The organism is Pseudidiomarina aquimaris (assembly GCF_003987395.1).
Classification (GTDB): Bacteria; Pseudomonadota; Gammaproteobacteria; order Enterobacterales; family Alteromonadaceae; genus Pseudidiomarina; species Pseudidiomarina aquimaris.
The window spans coordinates 99,640-118,179 of sequence record NZ_PIPT01000010.1 but is presented as its reverse complement, the minus strand read 5'-3'; the positions used below and the strand labels follow the sequence as shown (position 1 = coordinate 118,179).

At 46.9% G+C, this 18,540-nt stretch carries 25 protein-coding genes; 10 read left to right on the top strand and 15 right to left on the bottom strand.

What is annotated here, in order from left to right; all coding sequences use genetic code 11:
- Nucleotides 1-397: 397 nt before the first annotated feature.
- Entirely contained in the window at nt 398-1,144 is a 747-nt protein-coding gene (locus CWE21_RS12480) for a MauE/DoxX family redox-associated membrane protein (protein ID WP_126834768.1), read from the top strand.
- A gap of 26 nt (nt 1,145-1,170) precedes the next feature.
- Here CWE21_RS12480 and CWE21_RS12475 read toward each other — a convergent pair whose 3' ends face one another.
- The 9 genes from CWE21_RS12475 to CWE21_RS12435 form a co-directional block, all read right to left on the bottom strand.
- On the bottom strand, nt 1,171-2,481 hold the full coding sequence (locus tag CWE21_RS12475; RefSeq protein ID WP_126834767.1) for an APC family permease: 1,311 nt from the start codon (nt 2,479-2,481) through the stop codon (nt 1,171-1,173).
- Between the two features lie 21 nt (nt 2,482-2,502).
- Entirely contained in the window at nt 2,503-2,937 is a 435-nt protein-coding gene (locus tag CWE21_RS12470; RefSeq protein WP_008489764.1) for a YybH family protein, read from the bottom strand.
- Nucleotides 2,938-2,954: 17 nt separating this feature from the next.
- The gene (locus CWE21_RS12465; RefSeq protein WP_126834766.1) at nt 2,955-3,800 is read right to left on the bottom strand and encodes a copper resistance D family protein; all 846 of its coding nucleotides are present in this window, start codon (nt 3,798-3,800) and stop codon (nt 2,955-2,957) included.
- Nucleotides 3,800-4,150, bottom strand: a complete 351-nt coding sequence (locus CWE21_RS12460) for a copper resistance CopC family protein (RefSeq protein ID WP_011234483.1) — start codon at nt 4,148-4,150, stop codon at nt 3,800-3,802. The genes CWE21_RS12465 and CWE21_RS12460 overlap by 1 nt, the downstream gene beginning before the upstream one ends.
- Nucleotides 4,151-4,176: 26 nt before the next feature.
- On the bottom strand, nt 4,177-4,920 hold the full coding sequence (locus CWE21_RS12455) for a copper resistance protein B (protein WP_126834765.1): 744 nt from the start codon (nt 4,918-4,920) through the stop codon (nt 4,177-4,179).
- A gap of 11 nt (nt 4,921-4,931) precedes the next feature.
- A complete protein-coding gene (locus tag CWE21_RS12450; RefSeq protein ID WP_126834764.1) occupies nt 4,932-6,689 on the bottom strand; it encodes a copper resistance system multicopper oxidase in 1,758 nt (585 codons plus the stop codon).
- Nucleotides 6,679-6,897: a twin-arginine translocase TatA/TatE family subunit gene (gene tatA, locus CWE21_RS12445; RefSeq protein ID WP_126758658.1), complete on the bottom strand. Its 219-nt coding sequence runs from the start codon at nt 6,895-6,897 to the stop codon at nt 6,679-6,681. Before tatA ends, CWE21_RS12450 begins: the two co-directional genes overlap by 11 nt.
- A 2-nt stretch (nt 6,898-6,899) precedes the next feature.
- Nucleotides 6,900-7,391, bottom strand: a complete 492-nt coding sequence (locus CWE21_RS12440; RefSeq protein ID WP_034732809.1) for a DUF411 domain-containing protein — start codon at nt 7,389-7,391, stop codon at nt 6,900-6,902.
- A 66-nt stretch (nt 7,392-7,457) separates the two neighbouring features.
- The gene (locus CWE21_RS12435; RefSeq protein ID WP_126834763.1) at nt 7,458-7,802 is read right to left on the bottom strand and encodes a hypothetical protein; all 345 of its coding nucleotides are present in this window, start codon (nt 7,800-7,802) and stop codon (nt 7,458-7,460) included.
- 75 nt (nt 7,803-7,877) lie between these two features.
- On the opposite strand from CWE21_RS12435, the gene CWE21_RS12430 reads away from it, so the two are divergent.
- Nucleotides 7,878-8,078, top strand: coding sequence for a hypothetical protein (locus tag CWE21_RS12430; RefSeq protein WP_008490106.1), 201 nt, complete (start codon nt 7,878-7,880; stop codon nt 8,076-8,078).
- A gap of 434 nt (nt 8,079-8,512) precedes the next feature.
- Nucleotides 8,513-8,902: a DUF3224 domain-containing protein gene (locus CWE21_RS12425; protein WP_126834762.1), complete on the top strand. Its 390-nt coding sequence runs from the start codon at nt 8,513-8,515 to the stop codon at nt 8,900-8,902.
- On the opposite strand, the gene CWE21_RS12420 is transcribed toward CWE21_RS12425, so the two are convergent.
- Nucleotides 8,875-9,414, bottom strand: coding sequence for a redoxin domain-containing protein (locus CWE21_RS12420; RefSeq protein ID WP_126834761.1), 540 nt, complete (start codon nt 9,412-9,414; stop codon nt 8,875-8,877). The genes CWE21_RS12425 and CWE21_RS12420 overlap by 28 nt on opposite strands.
- A 12-nt stretch (nt 9,415-9,426) precedes the next feature.
- A complete protein-coding gene (locus CWE21_RS12415; protein WP_126834760.1) occupies nt 9,427-10,008 on the bottom strand; it encodes an NAD(P)H-dependent oxidoreductase in 582 nt (193 codons plus the stop codon).
- 109 nt (nt 10,009-10,117) lie between these two features.
- Here CWE21_RS12415 and CWE21_RS12410 point away from each other — a divergent pair, with 109 nt between their 5' ends.
- Nucleotides 10,118-10,480: a winged helix-turn-helix transcriptional regulator gene (locus CWE21_RS12410; RefSeq protein ID WP_126834759.1), complete on the top strand. Its 363-nt coding sequence runs from the start codon at nt 10,118-10,120 to the stop codon at nt 10,478-10,480.
- A 1-nt stretch (nt 10,481) separates the two neighbouring features.
- Here CWE21_RS12410 and CWE21_RS12405 read toward each other — a convergent pair whose 3' ends face one another.
- Nucleotides 10,482-11,390 carry a LysR family transcriptional regulator gene (locus CWE21_RS12405; RefSeq protein ID WP_126834758.1) on the bottom strand — a complete coding sequence of 303 codons (909 nt, stop codon included), beginning with the start codon at nt 11,388-11,390 and terminating at the stop codon, nt 10,482-10,484.
- Nucleotides 11,391-11,495: 105 nt separating this feature from the next.
- On the opposite strand from CWE21_RS12405, the gene CWE21_RS12400 reads away from it, so the two are divergent.
- Nucleotides 11,496-12,242 carry a CPBP family intramembrane glutamic endopeptidase gene (locus tag CWE21_RS12400; RefSeq protein WP_126834757.1) on the top strand — a complete coding sequence of 249 codons (747 nt, stop codon included), beginning with the start codon at nt 11,496-11,498 and terminating at the stop codon, nt 12,240-12,242.
- Here CWE21_RS12400 and CWE21_RS12395 read toward each other — a convergent pair.
- Entirely contained in the window at nt 12,231-12,695 is a 465-nt protein-coding gene (locus CWE21_RS12395) for a PspC domain-containing protein (protein WP_126834756.1), read from the bottom strand. The two genes, CWE21_RS12400 and CWE21_RS12395, sit on opposite strands and share 12 nt — an antisense overlap.
- A 165-nt stretch (nt 12,696-12,860) precedes the next feature.
- Here CWE21_RS12395 and CWE21_RS12390 point away from each other — a divergent pair, with 165 nt between their 5' ends.
- Nucleotides 12,861-13,835 (top strand): Kelch repeat-containing protein, encoded by a 975-nt coding sequence (locus tag CWE21_RS12390; RefSeq protein ID WP_126834755.1) that lies wholly within the window; start codon nt 12,861-12,863, stop codon nt 13,833-13,835.
- Between the two features lie 4 nt (nt 13,836-13,839).
- Here the strand turns inward: CWE21_RS12390 and CWE21_RS12385 are convergent, their stop codons facing one another.
- The gene (locus tag CWE21_RS12385) at nt 13,840-14,412 is read right to left on the bottom strand and encodes an NYN domain-containing protein (protein ID WP_126834754.1); all 573 of its coding nucleotides are present in this window, start codon (nt 14,410-14,412) and stop codon (nt 13,840-13,842) included.
- 251 nt (nt 14,413-14,663) lie between these two features.
- Between CWE21_RS12385 and CWE21_RS12380 the strand changes: the two genes are divergently transcribed.
- From CWE21_RS12380 to CWE21_RS12365, 4 genes are all read left to right on the top strand, one after another.
- Entirely contained in the window at nt 14,664-15,659 is a 996-nt protein-coding gene (locus CWE21_RS12380) for a sensor histidine kinase (RefSeq protein WP_126834753.1), read from the top strand.
- Entirely contained in the window at nt 15,652-16,365 is a 714-nt protein-coding gene (locus CWE21_RS12375) for a LytR/AlgR family response regulator transcription factor (protein WP_126834752.1), read from the top strand. The genes CWE21_RS12380 and CWE21_RS12375 overlap by 8 nt, the downstream gene beginning before the upstream one ends.
- A gap of 47 nt (nt 16,366-16,412) precedes the next feature.
- Nucleotides 16,413-17,261, top strand: coding sequence for an acyl-CoA thioester hydrolase/BAAT C-terminal domain-containing protein (locus CWE21_RS12370; RefSeq protein WP_126834751.1), 849 nt, complete (start codon nt 16,413-16,415; stop codon nt 17,259-17,261).
- Between the two features lie 135 nt (nt 17,262-17,396).
- Entirely contained in the window at nt 17,397-18,089 is a 693-nt protein-coding gene (locus CWE21_RS12365) for a hypothetical protein (RefSeq protein ID WP_126834750.1), read from the top strand.
- Here the strand turns inward: CWE21_RS12365 and CWE21_RS12360 are convergent.
- Nucleotides 18,086-18,409 (bottom strand): antibiotic biosynthesis monooxygenase family protein, encoded by a 324-nt coding sequence (locus tag CWE21_RS12360; protein ID WP_126834749.1) that lies wholly within the window; start codon nt 18,407-18,409, stop codon nt 18,086-18,088. The two genes, CWE21_RS12365 and CWE21_RS12360, sit on opposite strands and share 4 nt — an antisense overlap.
- Nucleotides 18,410-18,540: the final 131 nt, after the last annotated feature.

Genomic DNA, 18,540 nt, shown 5'->3' with positions numbered 1-18,540 from the left:
ACCATCGGTTACGGACTGCCGGACTTCGCAGAGGAACTCAACTACGGAGTCGATCTATCAACCATCTGAGGGTGGTATCAGATTGATGGGGTGAAGGTGCCCCATCAACCATTAAATCCGTATACCCAAAAAAACTAAAGTTGTATACAAAGCTCTTTAATAGCAGCGCTTGTAGAGCTTGTATATTCAACTTTTACCCCCCTTAAATATCCTAACTCTTTTAAAATCAGCTCTTATAAACGGTTAAAAAGCCATCAAAAAAAGTTGTCCAGTTTTTCAAAATTTAAAATATATTTTCAATTTTTATGAATTTTTAATCTCACAATTAGAGATGCTAATCCTCCAGCGACTATAATGCGTATATAGATGTACCATTTTTAAGTAAGGAGACGTCACTATGAGTCAATCAACTCAAAAAGCCACGCTTTACAGAATGTCGACACCTGACCACCAATGCCCTTTTGGTTTAAAAACCAGGCACTTACTTAAAGCCAACGGTTACGATGTGGACGACAACCTGTTGGAAAGCCGAGAAGAAACCGACAAATTCAAGAAAAAGCACGACGTCGATACCACTCCACAAGTGTTTATTGGTGATAAACGTATCGGTGGGTACGAGGAGGTTCGAGCCTTTCTAGGAAAACCTCTTCCTGCCCCTGACGCAACCAGTTACCGACCCGTTATTGTATTATTTATTATGACGGCACTCCTCTCTGTAGCCACGTCGTGGCTGTCTTTTGGTCGCGCATTTACCGTACAAACCATCGAGTGGTTCATCAGTTTCTCTATGGTGGTTCTGGCCTTGCTCAAACTCCAGGACGTAGAGAAATTCTCTACCATGTTTCTCAATTACGATCTTCTCGCCAAAAAATGGGTGCCTTATGGCCGTATTTACCCCTACGCCGAAGGCTTGGCGGGTCTGTTAATGGCAGCGGAATTTGCTCATGTCATTTCCATCCCTATTGCGTTATTCATAGGCATCGTGGGTTCTGTCTCCGTGTTTAAAGCCGTTTATGTCGACAAACGTGAGCTAAAATGTGCCTGTGTCGGTGGCTCAAGTAATGTGCCGTTAGGCTTCATTTCCCTCACTGAAAACCTCATGATGGTCGCTATGGCTATCTGGATGTTTTTTACAATGAACTAGAAAAGGAGCGCTATGCGCTCTTTTTCTTAACGCTTTTTACGTAAAAACAAAATCTCACCAGCGGCAATCAATGCCATACCGATAAGAGACGCCCAAATAACCAGCGGATCGCTTGTCCATTTCACCCATATAAAAGCGGCTAAAACGATGACATCTAGCGTGATTGCGCTGACAAGTATGTAAATATTCGCATTCACTTTTTGTCTAAGATGTCGCAATACCCCCCAGTGGATCGCAATGTCCATAACGATATAAAAAATAGCACCAAGCGAAGCGATTCGGCTCAAATCGAAAAAAGCAGCTAAGATCATAGCCATAACAATGGTGTAAACCAGCGTGTGCTTCTGAATGGAACCTGGCATACCGAAATGACTGTGTGGCACAAGCTTCATATTGGTCAACATAGCTAACATTCTTGAAACGGCGAACGCGCTGGCAATCACACCGGACACTGTGGCGACAATCGCAAACCCAACCGTAATCCAGAGTCCAGTTTCACCGTAGACTGGTCTCGCTGCTTCAGCAAGCGCATAGTCTTTCGCTTTCACAATCTCATCTATGGACAGGCTTGAGCCAACAGCCAGAGTGACCAGAACGTATACTAGCGCGCAGATAACCAGCGAAATAATAATCGCACGCCCGACGTTCTTCTTAGGCTCAACAATTTCACCGCCACTATTGGTTATTGTTGTAAACCCTTTGTACGCAAGTATGCTTAAAGCAATCCCCGCTAAAATACCGCCACCCGTAGCTTCTTCTGGAATAGCCGATATCGATTCAAACTGAATGCCTGAGGCCCACAAACCACCAGCCGCTAAAATGACCAACCCTAAAGTCTTAACAAAGGCCATAAAAAACGAGAACGTTTGAATAAACTGATTACTCAAAATATTGATAAAAAACGCAAAGACCAGCAAACCCACCGCCAACAAAGGGATAAGCCACTGCGCTTCAAAAGAAATTAACTGGCTGGTATAAGACGCAAATGTCCGAGCGACTAAACTTTCATTAATGACCATAGAAAAGTACATCAAGAGTGCGAATATTGCCGTCACACTTCCTTTCCCATAGGCTTTACTGAGGAACATCGCAATGCCCCCCGCTGACGGGTATGCCTTGGCCAGTTTCACATACGAATAGGCGCTGAAACCGGCAATGATACCGCCGCACACAAACGCCAGTACAAACCACTCTCTTGCTAGCTGAGCAACTTGTCCTGTCAGTGCAAAAATACCAGCGCCAATCATGACACCAGTCCCCAGCGACACCGCCCCCCAAAGACTAAGGCTTCCTTTCTGATAACCCTGATGTCCGTGTTCGTGATCGTGTTCCGCCATAATCAGCTCCTGTGGTTGACGTTAGTTGGACCAGTGAATCCGGATAATTTTCCAGCCAGACTCCGGGGTATGTGAAACGGTTACAGTTTCATTCATCGTTAAATCAATCTCACGCCCGTTGTACGCCCCGGAAATACTATATCGAGAAGTGATCACAGCAAGGCTAGCCACTTCATATCGTGTTCTTTCAATCAGCTTGGAAGGAACCGCCTGGCTAAATTTGATATCTGACTTAAGATGATGAGCACTGTATTCAGCCAGGGACCGTTCAACGCCACCACCTTCAAAGATAAGCACATCATCGGAAAGCACGTCTTTAACGACCTCCGTGTCACCTTCAGTTAAAGCAGTTCGAAATGCATCAAGCACAGCGGTCGGCTCAGATAGTTTTTCGGCGCTACTGGGCGCTGAAATAAACATTACCGAGACCATAAAAACACTCACAAGTAATTTCATTCTTCTTATTCCTTACATTAACCGGGGGAAAACGCGCTGCTTAGCGCAGAGGCCAGGGTAAAAATAGTGACAGCCAATACCATTTCCGCCGTTATGGAGTTTTTGAGTCGCTTGGCGGCCGCGTTATCATTTAATTGCGGTACGAACTTTAATTTATGCAATGCGGCAACAAGGAGAATCAGCGCCACAAACACAAGTTTCGCTAGTAGTACCGTGTCATACGACGTAAGCGGCAGCTCTGGCATCCATCGCCCTGTTGCGCTACGATACATAACCAAGCCCGCAATAAGGAGTATTGGAACCGCTGCAGACATATGCACACCAAAACGCTCCATAATGGCTTTCGCTTTAGCAAGCGGTACCGACGTTGCCAGCTTTCGCAATGAGTTAAGACTGCCGAACCAAACCCAAGCGACTAACAAGTGTGTTAAAAGCGCTAGCTTTCCCCACCAGACGGCGTCACTGCCGTGACCAATACTTAAAAAGCTCCATCCCATGAGTCCAATGGCGACAACATATAGCACCCACTTTATACGTTTTAGCTTAACAACGGAGTAAACAATCCAAGCAATAGCAACCGCTATCTGAAGTTGGATGAACAACCCAACAGGGCCGGTCCATATAAACTGCATGTAGGTCTTGTCAATCATGCCGGCAAAGCCTTCAGCAGCAAAACTACCGACTTTCAGAAAAAAATACAGAAGGCTTGCCAGTAATAGAAGCAACGCAACAAGGCTATTCTTTCGTTCAGACTGCTTTTTTAAACCGGACAAATAAACGATATAAGGCGAGGCGGTCATCACCGCGTTAAGCCAGAATATAAAGGCCAACGTTAAAACGCTGGCCACACTCCAAAGGGTCATCATTTCACCTCAAAGCTAAAATCACCCGATATTTTATGACTGTCCCCACCCATTGCCGTCCAATAAACCGTATAACCACCTGACGCCAAATTGTTTTTAACAGCAATTTCGTACGCTGCTTTGGGAGTCATGCTCATCGAAAAGTCCAGCGGATGCATTTTACCGTCATCTGAGTGCAGCATAATTTTAGCCAGACGAACATCACCGGAAAAATTCATCGTAATTTCCGTTGGTGACTCGGACAAAGTCGCACCGTCCTCCGGGCTACTGGATGTTAGGCCGACGTGAGCGCTGGCCCATGCACTAAAAAATAACGTGGTACCGAAGGCTAACTTAAGTATGTTTTTCATGTTGTTTCCTCTTTGTTTATTATCAATTAAAACCAAACTCTGGCCCCAAGGACCACTCCTGTTTCTGTGGTGTCTTCACCCATTCGTTTCATTTCATCTGCCGTGTTCCCTAACGCACCGTTCCAATAAACACCGATGTAGGGTGCAAATTCACGACTGATTTCGTGACGATAACGCAACCCCACACGCAAGTTGCTCAAGCCACTTTGCCGATCATATTTGTCTGAATCTGTCAGGTTGGCTGTTAACTCAATACGAGGTTGTAAATACGATGTTTGTGTGAGCTGCCACTCGTACTCAGTTTCGCTAACAAATTGGACGTCGCCTTCTTCATTCACCATCAGCGAGTTATCCATTTCGAACCAATAGGGCGCCAACCCCATAAAACTCACGACAGCATAATTTTCCATAGACGCGTCCGACGATAAGGTGCCTCGCGTACCAATACCGGCCTGAAACGACCAAAATGGAGACACCAAGTATCCATACAGCAGTTCTGCACTTTCAAGGTCAGTTGGCTCACCGTCATCTTGAACGTTTTCACCTTCACTTTTGAAGACAACCCGGTGATAATCTCCGCCATACCAAGCCATCACGTCCCAAACGGCAACGTTCTCTTCCTCGTCTGTTCGCGTTAATTCCAGCCGGTCAAATAATACCTGCCCGGTGTAATATTCTTTAACGGGCTCTGGCCAGCCTTCATCTGCATGTCCCGCCATTGCCACTGCGGGTAGAAGTGCTGTAGTGAACAACAATGATTTAGCGTACATAGCCTTCCTCCTTATGCCACATTTACCACACGAAACATGCCCGCTTTCATGTGATAAAGCAGATGACAATGAAATGCCCAGCTTCCCGGTGCATCAGCGGATATCAGTAGTGATACTTTCTCGCTTGGTTTTAAACTAATGGTGTGCTTACGAGGACGAGGATACTGTCCATTTTCAAGTTCCATCCACATACCGTGTAAGTGGATTGGATGATCCATCATGGTGTCATTAACCATCACCAACCTTAAGCGCTCGCCGTGACGGAACTGCACAGGGCCGTCAACTTCGGTGTATTTCTTCCCGTCAAACGACCACATATACCGTTCCATATTACCGGTCAAATGCAGTTCAATCTGGCGCTCTGGTTCCCGCTTATCTGGCCATTCTTGGGCGCCAATAAGATCGCTATACACTAAGACTCTATGGTCAACATTATCCAAACCTATGCCCGGTTCATGGAGACGACTGGTCGGATTCATAGCTATCATGGCGGCAGCAGCTCCGTGACCACCTTCACTGTGCTCAATTTTAATGTTTTCCACAGGAAGCTCTTTTTTATGCATCATTTCATGATTCATATGACCGTCTGTGCCGCTCATATTCATCATACCTTTCTCTTCCTTATTTCCTGACATCGCCATGGCCCCCATTCCCATCGCGGCCATACCACGTTCAGGCACCGCGCGTAACTCAGGAACTTCTGCTTCAAGGCCAATTTCTGGTGTTAATGTGCCTCTGACATAGCCACTACGGTCAAAGCTCTCCGCAAAAATCGTATAAGCCTTGTTATGCTTTGGCTGAACAATGACATCATAGGTTTCAGCCACTCCGATACGAAACTCATCAATAGACACAGGCTTCACCGGTTGACCATCTGCCGCCACTACAGTCATCTCTAGACCAGGAATACGTACATCGAAATAACTCATTGCTGAACCGTTAATGATACGAAGGCGTACTTTTTCACCAGGCTTAAACAATGCTGACCAGTTCATCTGTGAATCGCGGCCATTCATCAGGTAGGTATAAGTACTGCCCGTCACATCCGCAATATCACGGGGGCTCATTCGCATTTGCCCCCACATTTCTCGTTGCTTCCAGGTTTTCTCTAACCCTTGCTGTCGCACGTCCTCGAAGGTCTCAAATATCGTACGTTTTTGATAGTTATAGTACCCCTCCGCAACTTTCAAGTTACGAAACACGGTATCCGGATCTTCGAATGTCCAGTCGCTGAGAATAATGGTATGTTCTCGATCAGCACCAATGTCTCCGTCTTTCGGTTCAATCACTAACGGCCCCAGGTGTCCCAATTGCTCCTGCAAACCGGAATGGCTGTGATACCAATAAGTTCCGTTTTGCTCGACATCGTAGCGGTATTTGAACGTTCGTCCTGGCTTTATCCCTTCGAAAGATACGCCAGGCACGCCATCCATATTCTCCGGCAATATAATTCCGTGCCAGTGAATTGACGTGTCTTCCGACAACCGGTTAGTCACATTTAGCTTTGCTCGCTGCCCTTCTTTTAAACGAATCAAAGGGCCCGGCATTTGGCCATTGATGGTTATTGGTGTTCCTAATTTATTTCCCACGAGCAGTGGGGACTTTGCAATGGTCAGATCAATCTCATCGTTTGTCAGGATCTGATCTTTAAAACTGCGTCCCTGAGGAGCAGCCCAAGTTGGTGCTACTTTGGCGATTGCTAAAGCAGACGCCACAGTGAATGCAGATTTAATAAACTTTCGACGCCCTTTGTTAAACTCATTGCTCATTATGACGCTCCTCTTTTGAGGTTAAATTTTGATAACGTTGAACGTCCTGTTCCTTACCAGACGGCTCATCAGAAACCGATGATTTAAACCCTTTAATCGCACTACCAAGATCGGAGCCCAGGGTTCGTAGCTTTTTGCTACCAAAAAGAAGGATGACAATAACTAGTATAATTCCTAGCTGAACCATACTCAAACCGCCAAATCCCATAGCTAAAGCCCTCCATTTGAGAGTGCTTGCTGCTGCTCTAAACTTGCTATCTGCTTATAAGGTGTAATTGAACCGTCCTCTTTGATTTCATAGACCGTATACGGTTGAAACCGAGTACCCATTTCCATACCAACAGACCCTACCGGCATGCCAGGAACAGTTAATCCAATGCCATTGGCTGACTTTTTCCCAGCTAAATAATGAGAAACCAATGTAGGAGGAACGTGCCCCTCAAAGACATAGCCATTACTAGAAATAGCGGTATGACAGGATTGGACCTCGGCACTAATACCGGCATCACGTTTTCGTTGGGTCAAGTTGTTCGGATGTTGTACGGACACACTAAAGCTATCCGGTAAAGCTTGTAACCACTTTTCACAGCAACCGCAGTTGGGATCTTTTAGAACGGTTAGTTGCTGCTCTTCTACATCGGTTGCAGATACAGACACGGAAAACAGCATCGCCAAAACAGCGATATTGCGTTTGATAGACATAATTATTCACCGATTAATAAGTTTTAAGGGAACACGCCGAGCGTGTGCTGAATTTTTAGTAACTTATTAACCGATAATTATTGGAGGGCGGAACAAATTAGACGTGTGTTTAGCACGAATGGAGGTGTCAACGGGCGCATCGACTTTGGCAGAGAGATTAACTGCAGTGGCATTAACCGAAGAAGACTGTCCGACAAACAAAACCGAGCCGCCGGAGCAATGCCGAATGGTCATGTCAGCACAGCACGAGTTATTCTTTTGCGCCTCATGTTCACAATCGCTTGCGTCTGCTTCCTGCATCATGCTGTGCTGCATTTGCCCGTCATCATGGCATGCGTGAGCATCTGCCGTTTGCGAAAACGACATCGACACCAATAGCACTGTCATTAATAACAGAATTCGAATTAGCACGAGCACCCTGCTTTTTGCAATTTAATAAACTTTAGTCTAACGTCATTTTTACGCATGTCAAATAAGGAGCAGATAATGATGAATCACGAAATGTTCGCAGGTATGGGCTTTCTATGGATGCTGATTGTGGGAGCTATTTTTATTGTTCCCGCATGGCGTATCTGCCAACGAATTGGCTATCCTGGCCCATTGGGTTTATTAATCGTCGTCCCTTTTGCAAACATAGTGCTTCTGTATTTCATTGCTTTTGGGCCATGGAAAAGTGTTGATAAATAACAAATTCACTTTAACCAAAGTGACAGGTATAGCTGCTCACCTCTAGCTAAGTGGCCAAATTTATTGGCCACTCTACTTTACAAAAGTTATAGCCCATTATTAGCTATCTCCCAATTGCTGGGCGAGCATTAGGTCTACTGAAAAATTAAAGCTGAAGTTTTAGTAACAAGGTAAGTAACACGCTTGAACCTTAATATTTTTTATCCACGATAAAACAATAAGTTATTAGATCCAATCGATTCCGCCTCCGTTCCTCGCCTTTCATCTCTTACGCATAAACCTTGCTAATAGGGCCAATAGTTTGGGGAGGGACATTTTGCTGGATAAGGATCTTGCCGTCAGCCAAGTTCCAGTCGACCAACCAGAATTTCTGAACTATGTCAGCGCTGTGGTAGGGTTGCAACACAACGTACCCATAACCAAGAAGATAGAAGATGGAACTCAGCGGAACCTTTCAAATCACTGACTGGCAAGAAAACGTCGATAAAGAATTAAGCGATGGTGCTAAATTAAGCACCGCCGTTGTCCAACAAAGCTACACTGGTGACCTCACTGGTAGCAGTGAAGTGCGTTATCAGCTCTGCTATGACGCTCATGGCGATGCCATCTTCGTCGGCTTTGAAACCCTTACGCTTAACGCCGACCACGCGCCAGCGATCCTTGTTTTGCAGCATAGTGGCGCATTCAAAAACGGGATTGCCTCAAGTCAGTTTACCGTCGTTGCCAGCAGCGCCGATGCTTCCTTGCTCGGCAGAAGTGGCAGCTTTAAGTCGACGGAAGGTGGCAAAGCTGAGTATCAGTTGTGCATGCCACGTATAGGATAATTATTGCTTGGGTCCTTAATCCACCCCAGACCGCGCGTTAAGGTTGCCAAATCGGGTCGAACGAATGGATTATTCGATATATCGACAACCTGAACTCGGCCGTCTTCGTTAATGACATAAAGCGCTGGCTCAGCAAACGGATGGTCCGTTTCTTCAGGAGAGCGCGGATCCGAGATATAAGCACCTAACGCTTTCATCTGCTCGGTCGAAAGCCCGTAGGCAATTGGGAAGTTAATCTCAAGACTTGCCATGTGACTTTCCAATTGGGCTTTGCTGTCACCTGAAACTGCAATAAGGTCAACTTTGATGTCCTTTAATTGATCAACAAAACGCGTCAATTGGTTCAAATACTTTGTACACATTGGACAATGTCGACCGCGATATACAACAACGAGACGCCAATCAAATCCCTGACCCGGTTTGCCGATTTCTACTTCAGTGCCGTCAAGCGTCGGTAGATTTATAACCGGAAACTCTGCACCCGGATGAATTTTCTGAGTATAGTTTGACATGTCATTCGCTCCTTAGAAGTTCTCGTGAAGGTGTTGCTTAAAGCGTTCGAAGTCTTTCTCGGGCTCGGCATTTTTCATAACGTCATAAGCCATGAAAGTCGGCATAGGCTGCATGTCGAAAAACTTGAAATTCATGTGCATCGGGAACATAAGATCATCGACACTTTTGCCCTCAAAGAACTCATCGGGATCATTAAAACTCTCAGCCGGTGCATTGGCCGTCAACGAGAGCATGTACTTGGTGTCACTTAAGGTACCTCCGCGACCATAATTTTTCTTCGGTGCGTCTTCTGAACGCCCGTCACCATTACACATTGCCCCGCCCATGCCAGCGGTATAAACATCATCCATATACTTTTTGAATGACCAAGGTACGCCCATCCAGTTTACCGGCGACTGCAAGATCACAATATCAGCCCAAGTATGATCGGCTAGCGCCTGTTCAACATCGTATCCCTCCGAAGGCTTAACGGTTTTCACAGTATAGCCTTTGTCCTCTAACTCCCGCTCGGCAAGCTCAACCATGGCTTGGTTTAAATTTCCCTCGGCGAAGGGGTAGTAGTGGTGGGCATTAATTATTAAAACGTTCTTCATCGTTGGTTCCTTAAAGCAAAATAAAGTCAATAGAGAGTATGGTATTGCCTAAAAAACCAAAATCAACTAGTATACTTTTGGTAACCTGTTAAGCAAAAGCGAGTTCGAAGTGGAAAGTTCAATAAAGACAGATAGTAAGGGAAGAAAAACGGTCGAGAAACCATGCTTGGAGCCGTGCGCGATCGAAAAAGGAATGCGCTTAATTGGCAGTAAATGGACGGGATCGATTCTCTATCATTTGAAAGACGAGCCAGTTCGATTCAATGACCTGGCACGGATGCTCGGTGGCGCCAGCAAGAAAATGATTGACCAGCGCCTGAAAGAATTGGAAAGCCGTGGAATGGTTACGCGCACCGTATTGAATGAACGCCCGATCGCAGTCACTTATCAACTCACCGACTTTGGCGCCAGTGCTTTGAGTATTCTTGAACAAGTGCGCGTTTGGTCTGAGTCACATCAAATCGAGCTTTAGCTTAGAGCGCCCATTCCTCACGCTTGGCGACAAAGAAATCAAGAAAGGCTCGCACCTTTGCCTGCACCGGGCGTGAGGGGTGGTAGTAAGCGTAGACCTCTGCCCCCTCCCACCAATGTTCTTCGAGTACAGGGCAAAGGTGTCCGTCATCCACTAGGTCACGAATTGCTTGGGTTGTAGCGGGAGCATTGATAAGCCCAAGCCCGGCCTCGGCAAGCTCTATGTGACCGGCGACGGTTTTGATTTGGCTTTGCGGCGTTACATAGTGTGGCTGTCCATTTTCATCCTTTGCCACTAATACGTTGCTTGGCTGGTTATGCAAATAGCCAATGACGTTGTACGCTTCGAGATCAGCCAGCGTTTCTGGAGTACCCATCTTTTTTAAATAGGCTGGCGATGCGTAAATCCCATAAGGCGACGACCACAATGTACGGCGCTTTAAGCCTGGATAGCGCTGCCCCAAGTAAGGTCCTACCGCCCAGAAAACATCAAAATCATCATCAATAACGTCAATAAGCGACTCTTTTACGTCAATCGCAATGCCAAGTTCGGGGTACTGCTCGCAAAATTCGGCAAGCCATGGAACTATGGTCTCGGTGATAACCTCATTGGATTGACATACTACCCGAAGCTCACCCCGTACTGTGGATTCGTGACGCTCCCCCCAGTTCTTAAGCTCTTGGTAATGCTCCAAAAAGTCTTCGGCTTTCTTTTTAAATCCAATGCCGAACTCGGTGAGAACCAATTGCCGCCGCGTACGAATGAACAGAGCTTGGTTGAGCTCGGCCTCAAGCCTGCCAATAACCTTGCTGATCGCCATAACCGTCTTCGCCTCAGCTTCGGCAACACGCGACATGTTTCCGGTTTCAGCAACTTTACAGAATATGCTCAGATCTCTGGGATGCAGCACTTATAAACCTTTAGTTTAGTTTTTATATATTTTTAATACATTTATTTATTAACTACAAGTAAATAGGCTTAACACACGACCAAACCTACTTAGTGCGGAGTATTTATGATCTTTCAAGCAACTGAATGGCTTATGTTAGCCAGTATTATTGCCATGCCACTTTATAGTCTATGGGAAGCCGACCGCGTAAAAAATGCGGTACTCTCCGGAACGAAAACACGCGTGCGAGCCTATCAAGAAGCGATGCTTTTTATGTGGTTGCCAACCTTGCTTTTACTGGCTTTGGTTGCATACGGTGAAGTTTCAGCTACGACCCTAGGACTTAAATGGCAAGGTCACCTCGCTAATTGGCTCGGAATCGGATTCGTGGGAGCCATCGCGATTTACTTTCTTTACTCGGCAACCTCGCTCTCAAAAAACGCCGAGCTGTGCGACCAATACCGCCAAGCGGCACAAAGCCACGACTGGATGTTGCCAACTAATAAACGCGAGCTTCAGTGGTTTACAGCAGGTTTGTCGATATCTGCGGGCGTCTGCGAGGAACTACTGTTTCGAGGTTTTCTAATCGGTGTAATGAGTCATGAAGTCGGCGTGTCCGCAAGTCTCGTCGTCAGCAGTCTGCTATTTGGCATTTGCCACCTTTACCAAGGGTGGACGAACGTGCTGCGCACCGGCGTAATTGGCTTGGTTCTCGGTGTAATTTTCATTTTGACCGAGTCGCTGTGGGTGGTAATTACGTTGCATGCATTAGTCGACGTTTATGGTGGGTTTGTCGGGTATATTTTGAATCAGACTAGCAAAGACATTGTGAATACCAGCATAGACTCGAAACTCACAAAGTCACGACCGTAAGGTTTCAATACGTTTCATAAGCTTAATCTCGTAATCACTCCGGTACGGCATACATAGGGCAAAAACAAAATAGACAATAGCACCGAGACCTAAGCAAAGTGAGCTTACCAAAAATACGACCCGTAGGCCGTTCTGATTGACATTGAGTTTATAGGCAAGACCTTTGCAAACACCGAGAAACACGCTGTCTGACGATTTGAAAAGTGGAACCTTAGCGCTGTCTTTGCGGAGGCGGTAGAAAACACGCTTTTCAAAGTCCCATTTTGGCTCTAGGGGGATCAGCAGCCAAGCAACGGCATAGCACGAAATAACTAATGCCGGCGCAAAGAAACATAAAAGCAGGGTGAGCAATCGTACGACGAGTTTATCGACCTTAAAATAGCTAGCTATGCCAGCGCAGACACCGCCAAGCAAACGACCTGAAGATTTCCGTACAAAATAGTCGTTACTCATTTTCACCTCCAGACCTGCTTTGCTTTAACATCGGTGCCTTTCATTACCACTCCAGTTAAGGGTAATCATCGCGCTCCCATTTTTCAACTTTATGTTTACATTAAAAGTGAGCCTGTATAGGCTTGAGGTTAATAAGGAAAGCGTAAAAACTAATAAGGAATCACCATGCCTCCCCCGCTAACGTCAATCAAATCGCTCTTCAGTGTTGTTGTTGTTGTGCTTGTTGCAGTTGGCTGTGCCAGCGCACCCGAAGCGCCAGCGCCTGAACCAGAATCAGCAACGCTAAACTATGCACGCTTCGGCCATGCTGCGGTGGCAGATAACGAGGCGATTTACGTGTTTGGTGGCGCAAGTGAAAATGGCTTTATCGGTAATATCGAACGTATTGATCCCGTCACCAAGATCTCAACCGTGCTGCCCGTCCGCATGCTGCCACGGCGCTATGGTTCAGCCGTGTGGGATGGTAATGAGTTAATTTACATTTTTGGTGGTGTGGGTGTGCATGAAGGGCATTATCGAATCGAACCAACGATTGAGATTTTTAATACCCGTACACGCAAAGTTAGTCGCACAAAGATGCTCCTGCCCCGCCGACTCAACAGCGCGGCGCGCCTAGGCGAACACATCTTTGTGGTGGGTGGCTCCAAACTCGAGACCGATGCCAGTGGGAACGGTGAATTTCATGCAATGTCGTTGGTGACTGCTTATGATTTCGCAAATGAGCAACTCAACCGCCGCGCTGACTTACCCGATGCGCGCGACACCAAAGTTTTTACCTACGGTGACCAGCTTTGTGCCGTGGGCGGCTACAACCACAAAAATACGTTTGCTCGCTTCGACTGTTACACCCCTGCGACCGATACGTGGCAAGCCATGCCTGACATGCCATCAGCAACCAGCGCTCACTCCGTTGCGGTGCATGGCGACAAGCTCTACGTGTTCGGCAATTACAGTAAGCTCGATCAAGCGCTGGTATTTGATTTCGCTACGCAGCAATGGTCAACGGCTGATTTGCCGTACCAAGCGAGTCGCCACAATACCGCGGTGACATTCGGTAACGAGATCTTTGTCATTGGCGGCACGACCGACACCAAAGGCCCAGCACTCGATACGATTCAGGTCTTTACTGCAAAAAGATAGGATTTCACCAGTAGCCTGGTTTGTTAATCGGCTTTTTGCCTGTTGGAATTAGTGAAGGTAATTGTGCTGCAAGCAATTCTTCCGGAGTGATATATTTTCTCGTCCAGTCAGCATAAAGACTCAATCTAGCGTTGGCGGGACGCCCCGAATCTCCCTTTCGTACCGGAATAATGACGCCTATCTTTAGCTTTTCACCAAAGTCCTCTCTTATTGCTGCCAGCGCTGGCGTCAGATCAGTATCATTGGAGACAAAAACGACCACCTCGGCCGCCCCTCTGACAACGTCTCGGTAGGAAGTAAGCGCAATATTCACATCGGTTTCCTTCTCCTCTAGCTTCCACACTTCGACACTTTGATTTTTGTCGGGGGGATTCCTGAAAAGAGGCAAACGAGCGCGCTCAAGTGAGTAGGACCCTTTTATTATTTGAATATATGAGGGGTATAGCTTTGCGAGAGGATCTTGAGCGTACAGTATCTGCTGAGCAAATAACTTATACAAATCGAGCCATTTGTAGGGCGAGTTTTTCAAACAACCATAAAATAGGTTGTATCCATCGACATAAATGATTGGTTTCATGCACTTTCCTTATGCAAAAATGAAAAAACCGCCTAAGTGGCGGTTTTTCCGCCCCAAACTGCAACCATTGAAATGTCTGCCGTGAGGGGTGAGTCGTACTTCAAGTATTGTAAAATCATCTTTTAAAGTCAAGTTGCTCTTTAGCAGCTACCACTCACTCACTTATTTCGACCATTCACGCAGAAAGTAAGTGACAGTTCCGGTTGTCCTTTCAATAATGGCACTATTGATTCGGACAACTGCGAAGCTTTATGCAACAACTGACTCGAAAAGAATATTTTATTGCCCTTGGTGGTCTCGCTTTTCTTAGTGCCAGCATCACCTTTGTCGACTGGTGGCAGCGTGGTCAAAGCGGCATAAGCGAAGCCTTGCTTGCCGGCGGCATCGCAATTGTGTTGCTATTTTGGCTGCCCTTGTCAGTCGCCCTCTTCTCACTAAAAAAGCTCAAATTGCATAAAACCGTGCAGGCGCTACCGGTGTGGTTGCTTTGTTTTTATTTTGGATACCGTTTCTGGGGCTTTACCCTGTCGTTGATCTATCCGTCGATGCAACTGGGCTGGCTCGATACCTTTTTCATGTCACTACCTTGGGCGGTTGGAACCTACGTCATTTATCGTGCTTACATCACCTACAAGACCCTGCAAGCGGAACGCTTATTACGTAAGCAAGCAGAGCTTAATCAGTTAAAGCAAACTCTGCACCCGCACTTCTTGTTCAACAGTCTAAACACGCTCTCGGCCTTTATTGTGGCTGATCCACAGAAAGCTGAGCAACTGACCCAAGATCTTGCCAGTGTGCTGCGGCATAGCTTGGATACCGACAACCAAGCAACCATCAGCTTGAAGCATGAACTATTGGTACTGCAAAAATGGCTTAACATTGAGCAGGCCCGCTTGGGGGATGATCTCCGCATTGGGCTCAATGTTGATGACGACGCATTGAACTGGCAGTTGCCGCCGTTTTTACTGCAACCACTTATTGAAAACTCGATTAAGCATGCGCGGCAACTTCCTATCACCATAGCTATCAACTGTACGACAAGTGAAGATAAGCTTTACCTCCGCGTGAGCGATAACGGACCGGGTTTTCCCGACGAGATACTTCGCACTCAGGAGCACCGCTCTGGCATAGGTGTCGGTTTAACCACAACGCTGCAACGTTTACGTTTGCTCGGCAATGCAGAGTACCAGCTCATGAATAACCACGGGGCGGTGATTTCTATTGCACTGGAGGCCGAGCATGACTAAACGCATTGTGATTGTCGACGATGAACAAGCGGCTCGCCTGAAACTGCGACAGCTGCTGGCCAGCCTCTCGGAGTGGCAGATCGTCGCCGAATTAAATTCTGGGCAAGCACTACTAGAGACCCTAAATAAGTCTGCCACCGCCGTCGTTCTGCTTGACATCAATATGCCAGGCATGAACGGTATCGAAGTGCTCACGACGCTGAACGCACAAGGTTTTACCGGCGAGGTCATTTTTACCACCGCACACAGCCGCTATGCCGTCGATGCCTTTGCTGAAGCCGCCGCCGACTATGTTCTTAAACCCCTCGACGGTAATCGTTTGCAGCTAGCCCTCGAGCGCGCCGCACAAAAGCTTCATGTAAAACAACTTCAACAGACGCAGCAAGAACTCATCAGTCACGTTGGCCAACGTGCGCGCCCGCTTAAAGTCGAAGCCATTGATGCCATTGTCACCCAAGACGGTATACAACTTGCGCACAGCGGTTCACAGGTCTACCCGCTCGAGCACACACTCAAACAGTTAGCTGACCAACTACCGCCCCATTTCTTGCGGGTTCATCGTGGTGCCATTGTCAATCGTTATCGGCTTAGCGAAGTCGAACGTTGGCTCAATGGTCGTTTGCTGCTGCGCTTTATACATTCGGACTTAGAGGTGCTCACCAGTCGTAACGGCGCCCGCGAACTAAAACGGCACTTAAAGATGTAGTGCATTCCCCTAAAAACTCTTAAAACTCTTAAAACTGAGGAACAACCATGAAAAAGTTAATTACACCAACCCTCTTGGTGGGACTTCTTGCGGCCTGCAGTCAGGCGCCAGCTCCCGATTTACACAAGCTCTATATCAACGATGAGCAAGCGCACCCGTTGGTGGTGTTGCTTGGTGGCAGCGACGGTGGAAATTATTTTGCTGCACCACAAATGAAGCCCTTGCTCGAGCGTTATCATGATTACGGTTTTTCCGTCGCTTCACTTGGCTATTTCGGCACAGAAAATACGCCCGATAAACCGCGAGAGCTTTCGTTAGAGGCGATTAATGAGAGGATTGCCCTACTGGCAGCTGACCCGGCAGTTAAAGATGAATGCGTTGTTCTTCTCGGCTTTTCCAAAGGCGCCGAGCTGGCGTTACTGCTAGGTAGTCACTTTGATACCGCCAATCATATCGTCGCAGCCTTCCCTAGCCACGTTGCTTGGAATGCGGTGAAAAGCCCGTCCAGCCAATCAGGGTGGCGTTTAAACGGTGAGCCCTTAGCCTATATCGACGCGCCGTTAGTCTCCTTTGACATGCTTTCGGGCATGATCACCGGCGAGTACGTCGACGCCTTCAACGATGCCCTGGCTGAAGCTTCACCCGCCGACATCGACGCAGCCCGGATTCCGGTTGAGCAGATTCAAGGATCGGTCACGTTGGTTTCAAGTAAGCAAGACCAGATATGGCCTTCGTACGACATGGCTTTGCAAATCGAAGAACACCTCAAGCAACAAGGTTATTCCAAGCCGACCTTACACATTGCCCTTGAAGGTGACCATTACAGTTATGATCGCAACACCATGCATAAGGTGTTATCGCAGTTAAAAGAGGTGATGGGTCCTAACTGCGGATAGTTTCACTGGCACGCCTTAATGACATGCAAAGCGGACCGCGTATTGTCGACAATTATACCAACAATAAGACTTATTGATTAACTATTTGATTATTTAAACGGTATATTGTCGACAAATTAACAACGATCTACTTTGATGAACCTCTACACTTTTACCGGCTTACTCAATTCCATCCTTATCGTCGTTAGCCTTATTGGCGTATATGCTCAGCTGAAAACAATCTGGGACCGAAAACAACAAAACACCTCAACCGGCGAAGCGACTTTGCTATTATCGCTAAATCAGTTTTCCGTTAGTTTCCTCGCCTATCTCTCATTTTTTGTTTACGGCTACTCGATTTCTCCATTTAACCATTACATTGTATGGCCGCGCTTAACAGCCGCCTTGCTCGTCGGCATGATTCTTTTTGAAATATGGCGTGACCGCAAGACAAAGACTTCGTTCGTCACCTTCACAGTAGCCTTAACGCTGATTGGCCTGGCAACGATTGGCTTATGTTTGGGGAAGACGATTGCAGACCAGGGGCGTTACATTTCAACCACGCTGATTATTGTGATCTCGGTGATGATCGCCCAGGGCTATTACCACCAAATCAAATTGATTTATAACTCCGGCAGCACCGGCGCGGTTAATATTCGAATGAGCCAATTCATTTTACTAATGGATGTATCAACGATTGCGTTTGCGCTAACGATGGGCTTTGCGGATGGTTGGCCACTACTCGTTTTGGCTACTACCAGTGCCATAACCAAATTGGTGATCATGTATTTATTCCGTTGGGTGCGCACAAGCCCGCTAGCCCAGCAACGGCGCGTAGATACCTGTTAGGAGAGGCGCGCCACATCCGACTTCAATAAGTCAGATACCACACCGAGCACACGGACCGACTTTGGCTTGCCTGCAACAAGAGTGTTGCGCATTTCAGCACGCACAGCCGCATCAGCCTCAGACCAAATATGCTCGGCTTGATATTGCTCTTTGTTCGGCCATTGTGCATAAGCCACGTAAAGCCCAGAAGCTTCTTTGTGTAGACGCGAGCCAAGACTGCCAAATCGTTGATAAATTATCTCTGTGGTGCGCTCCCAAGCGTCGATGAACGCCTGCTCTTTACCTTCCACTACATCAAACTCGATCAAAACACCTATCATCGCTATTCCTTCGCCATATGAATGCGTTACATGACATTAGATTACGACATTTTAGCTAAGCACTACAGTTTTAAAACCGCTGGCACGTCAAATCGACCGAAGCACATCACCTTCGGTCGATCTAAATTTTA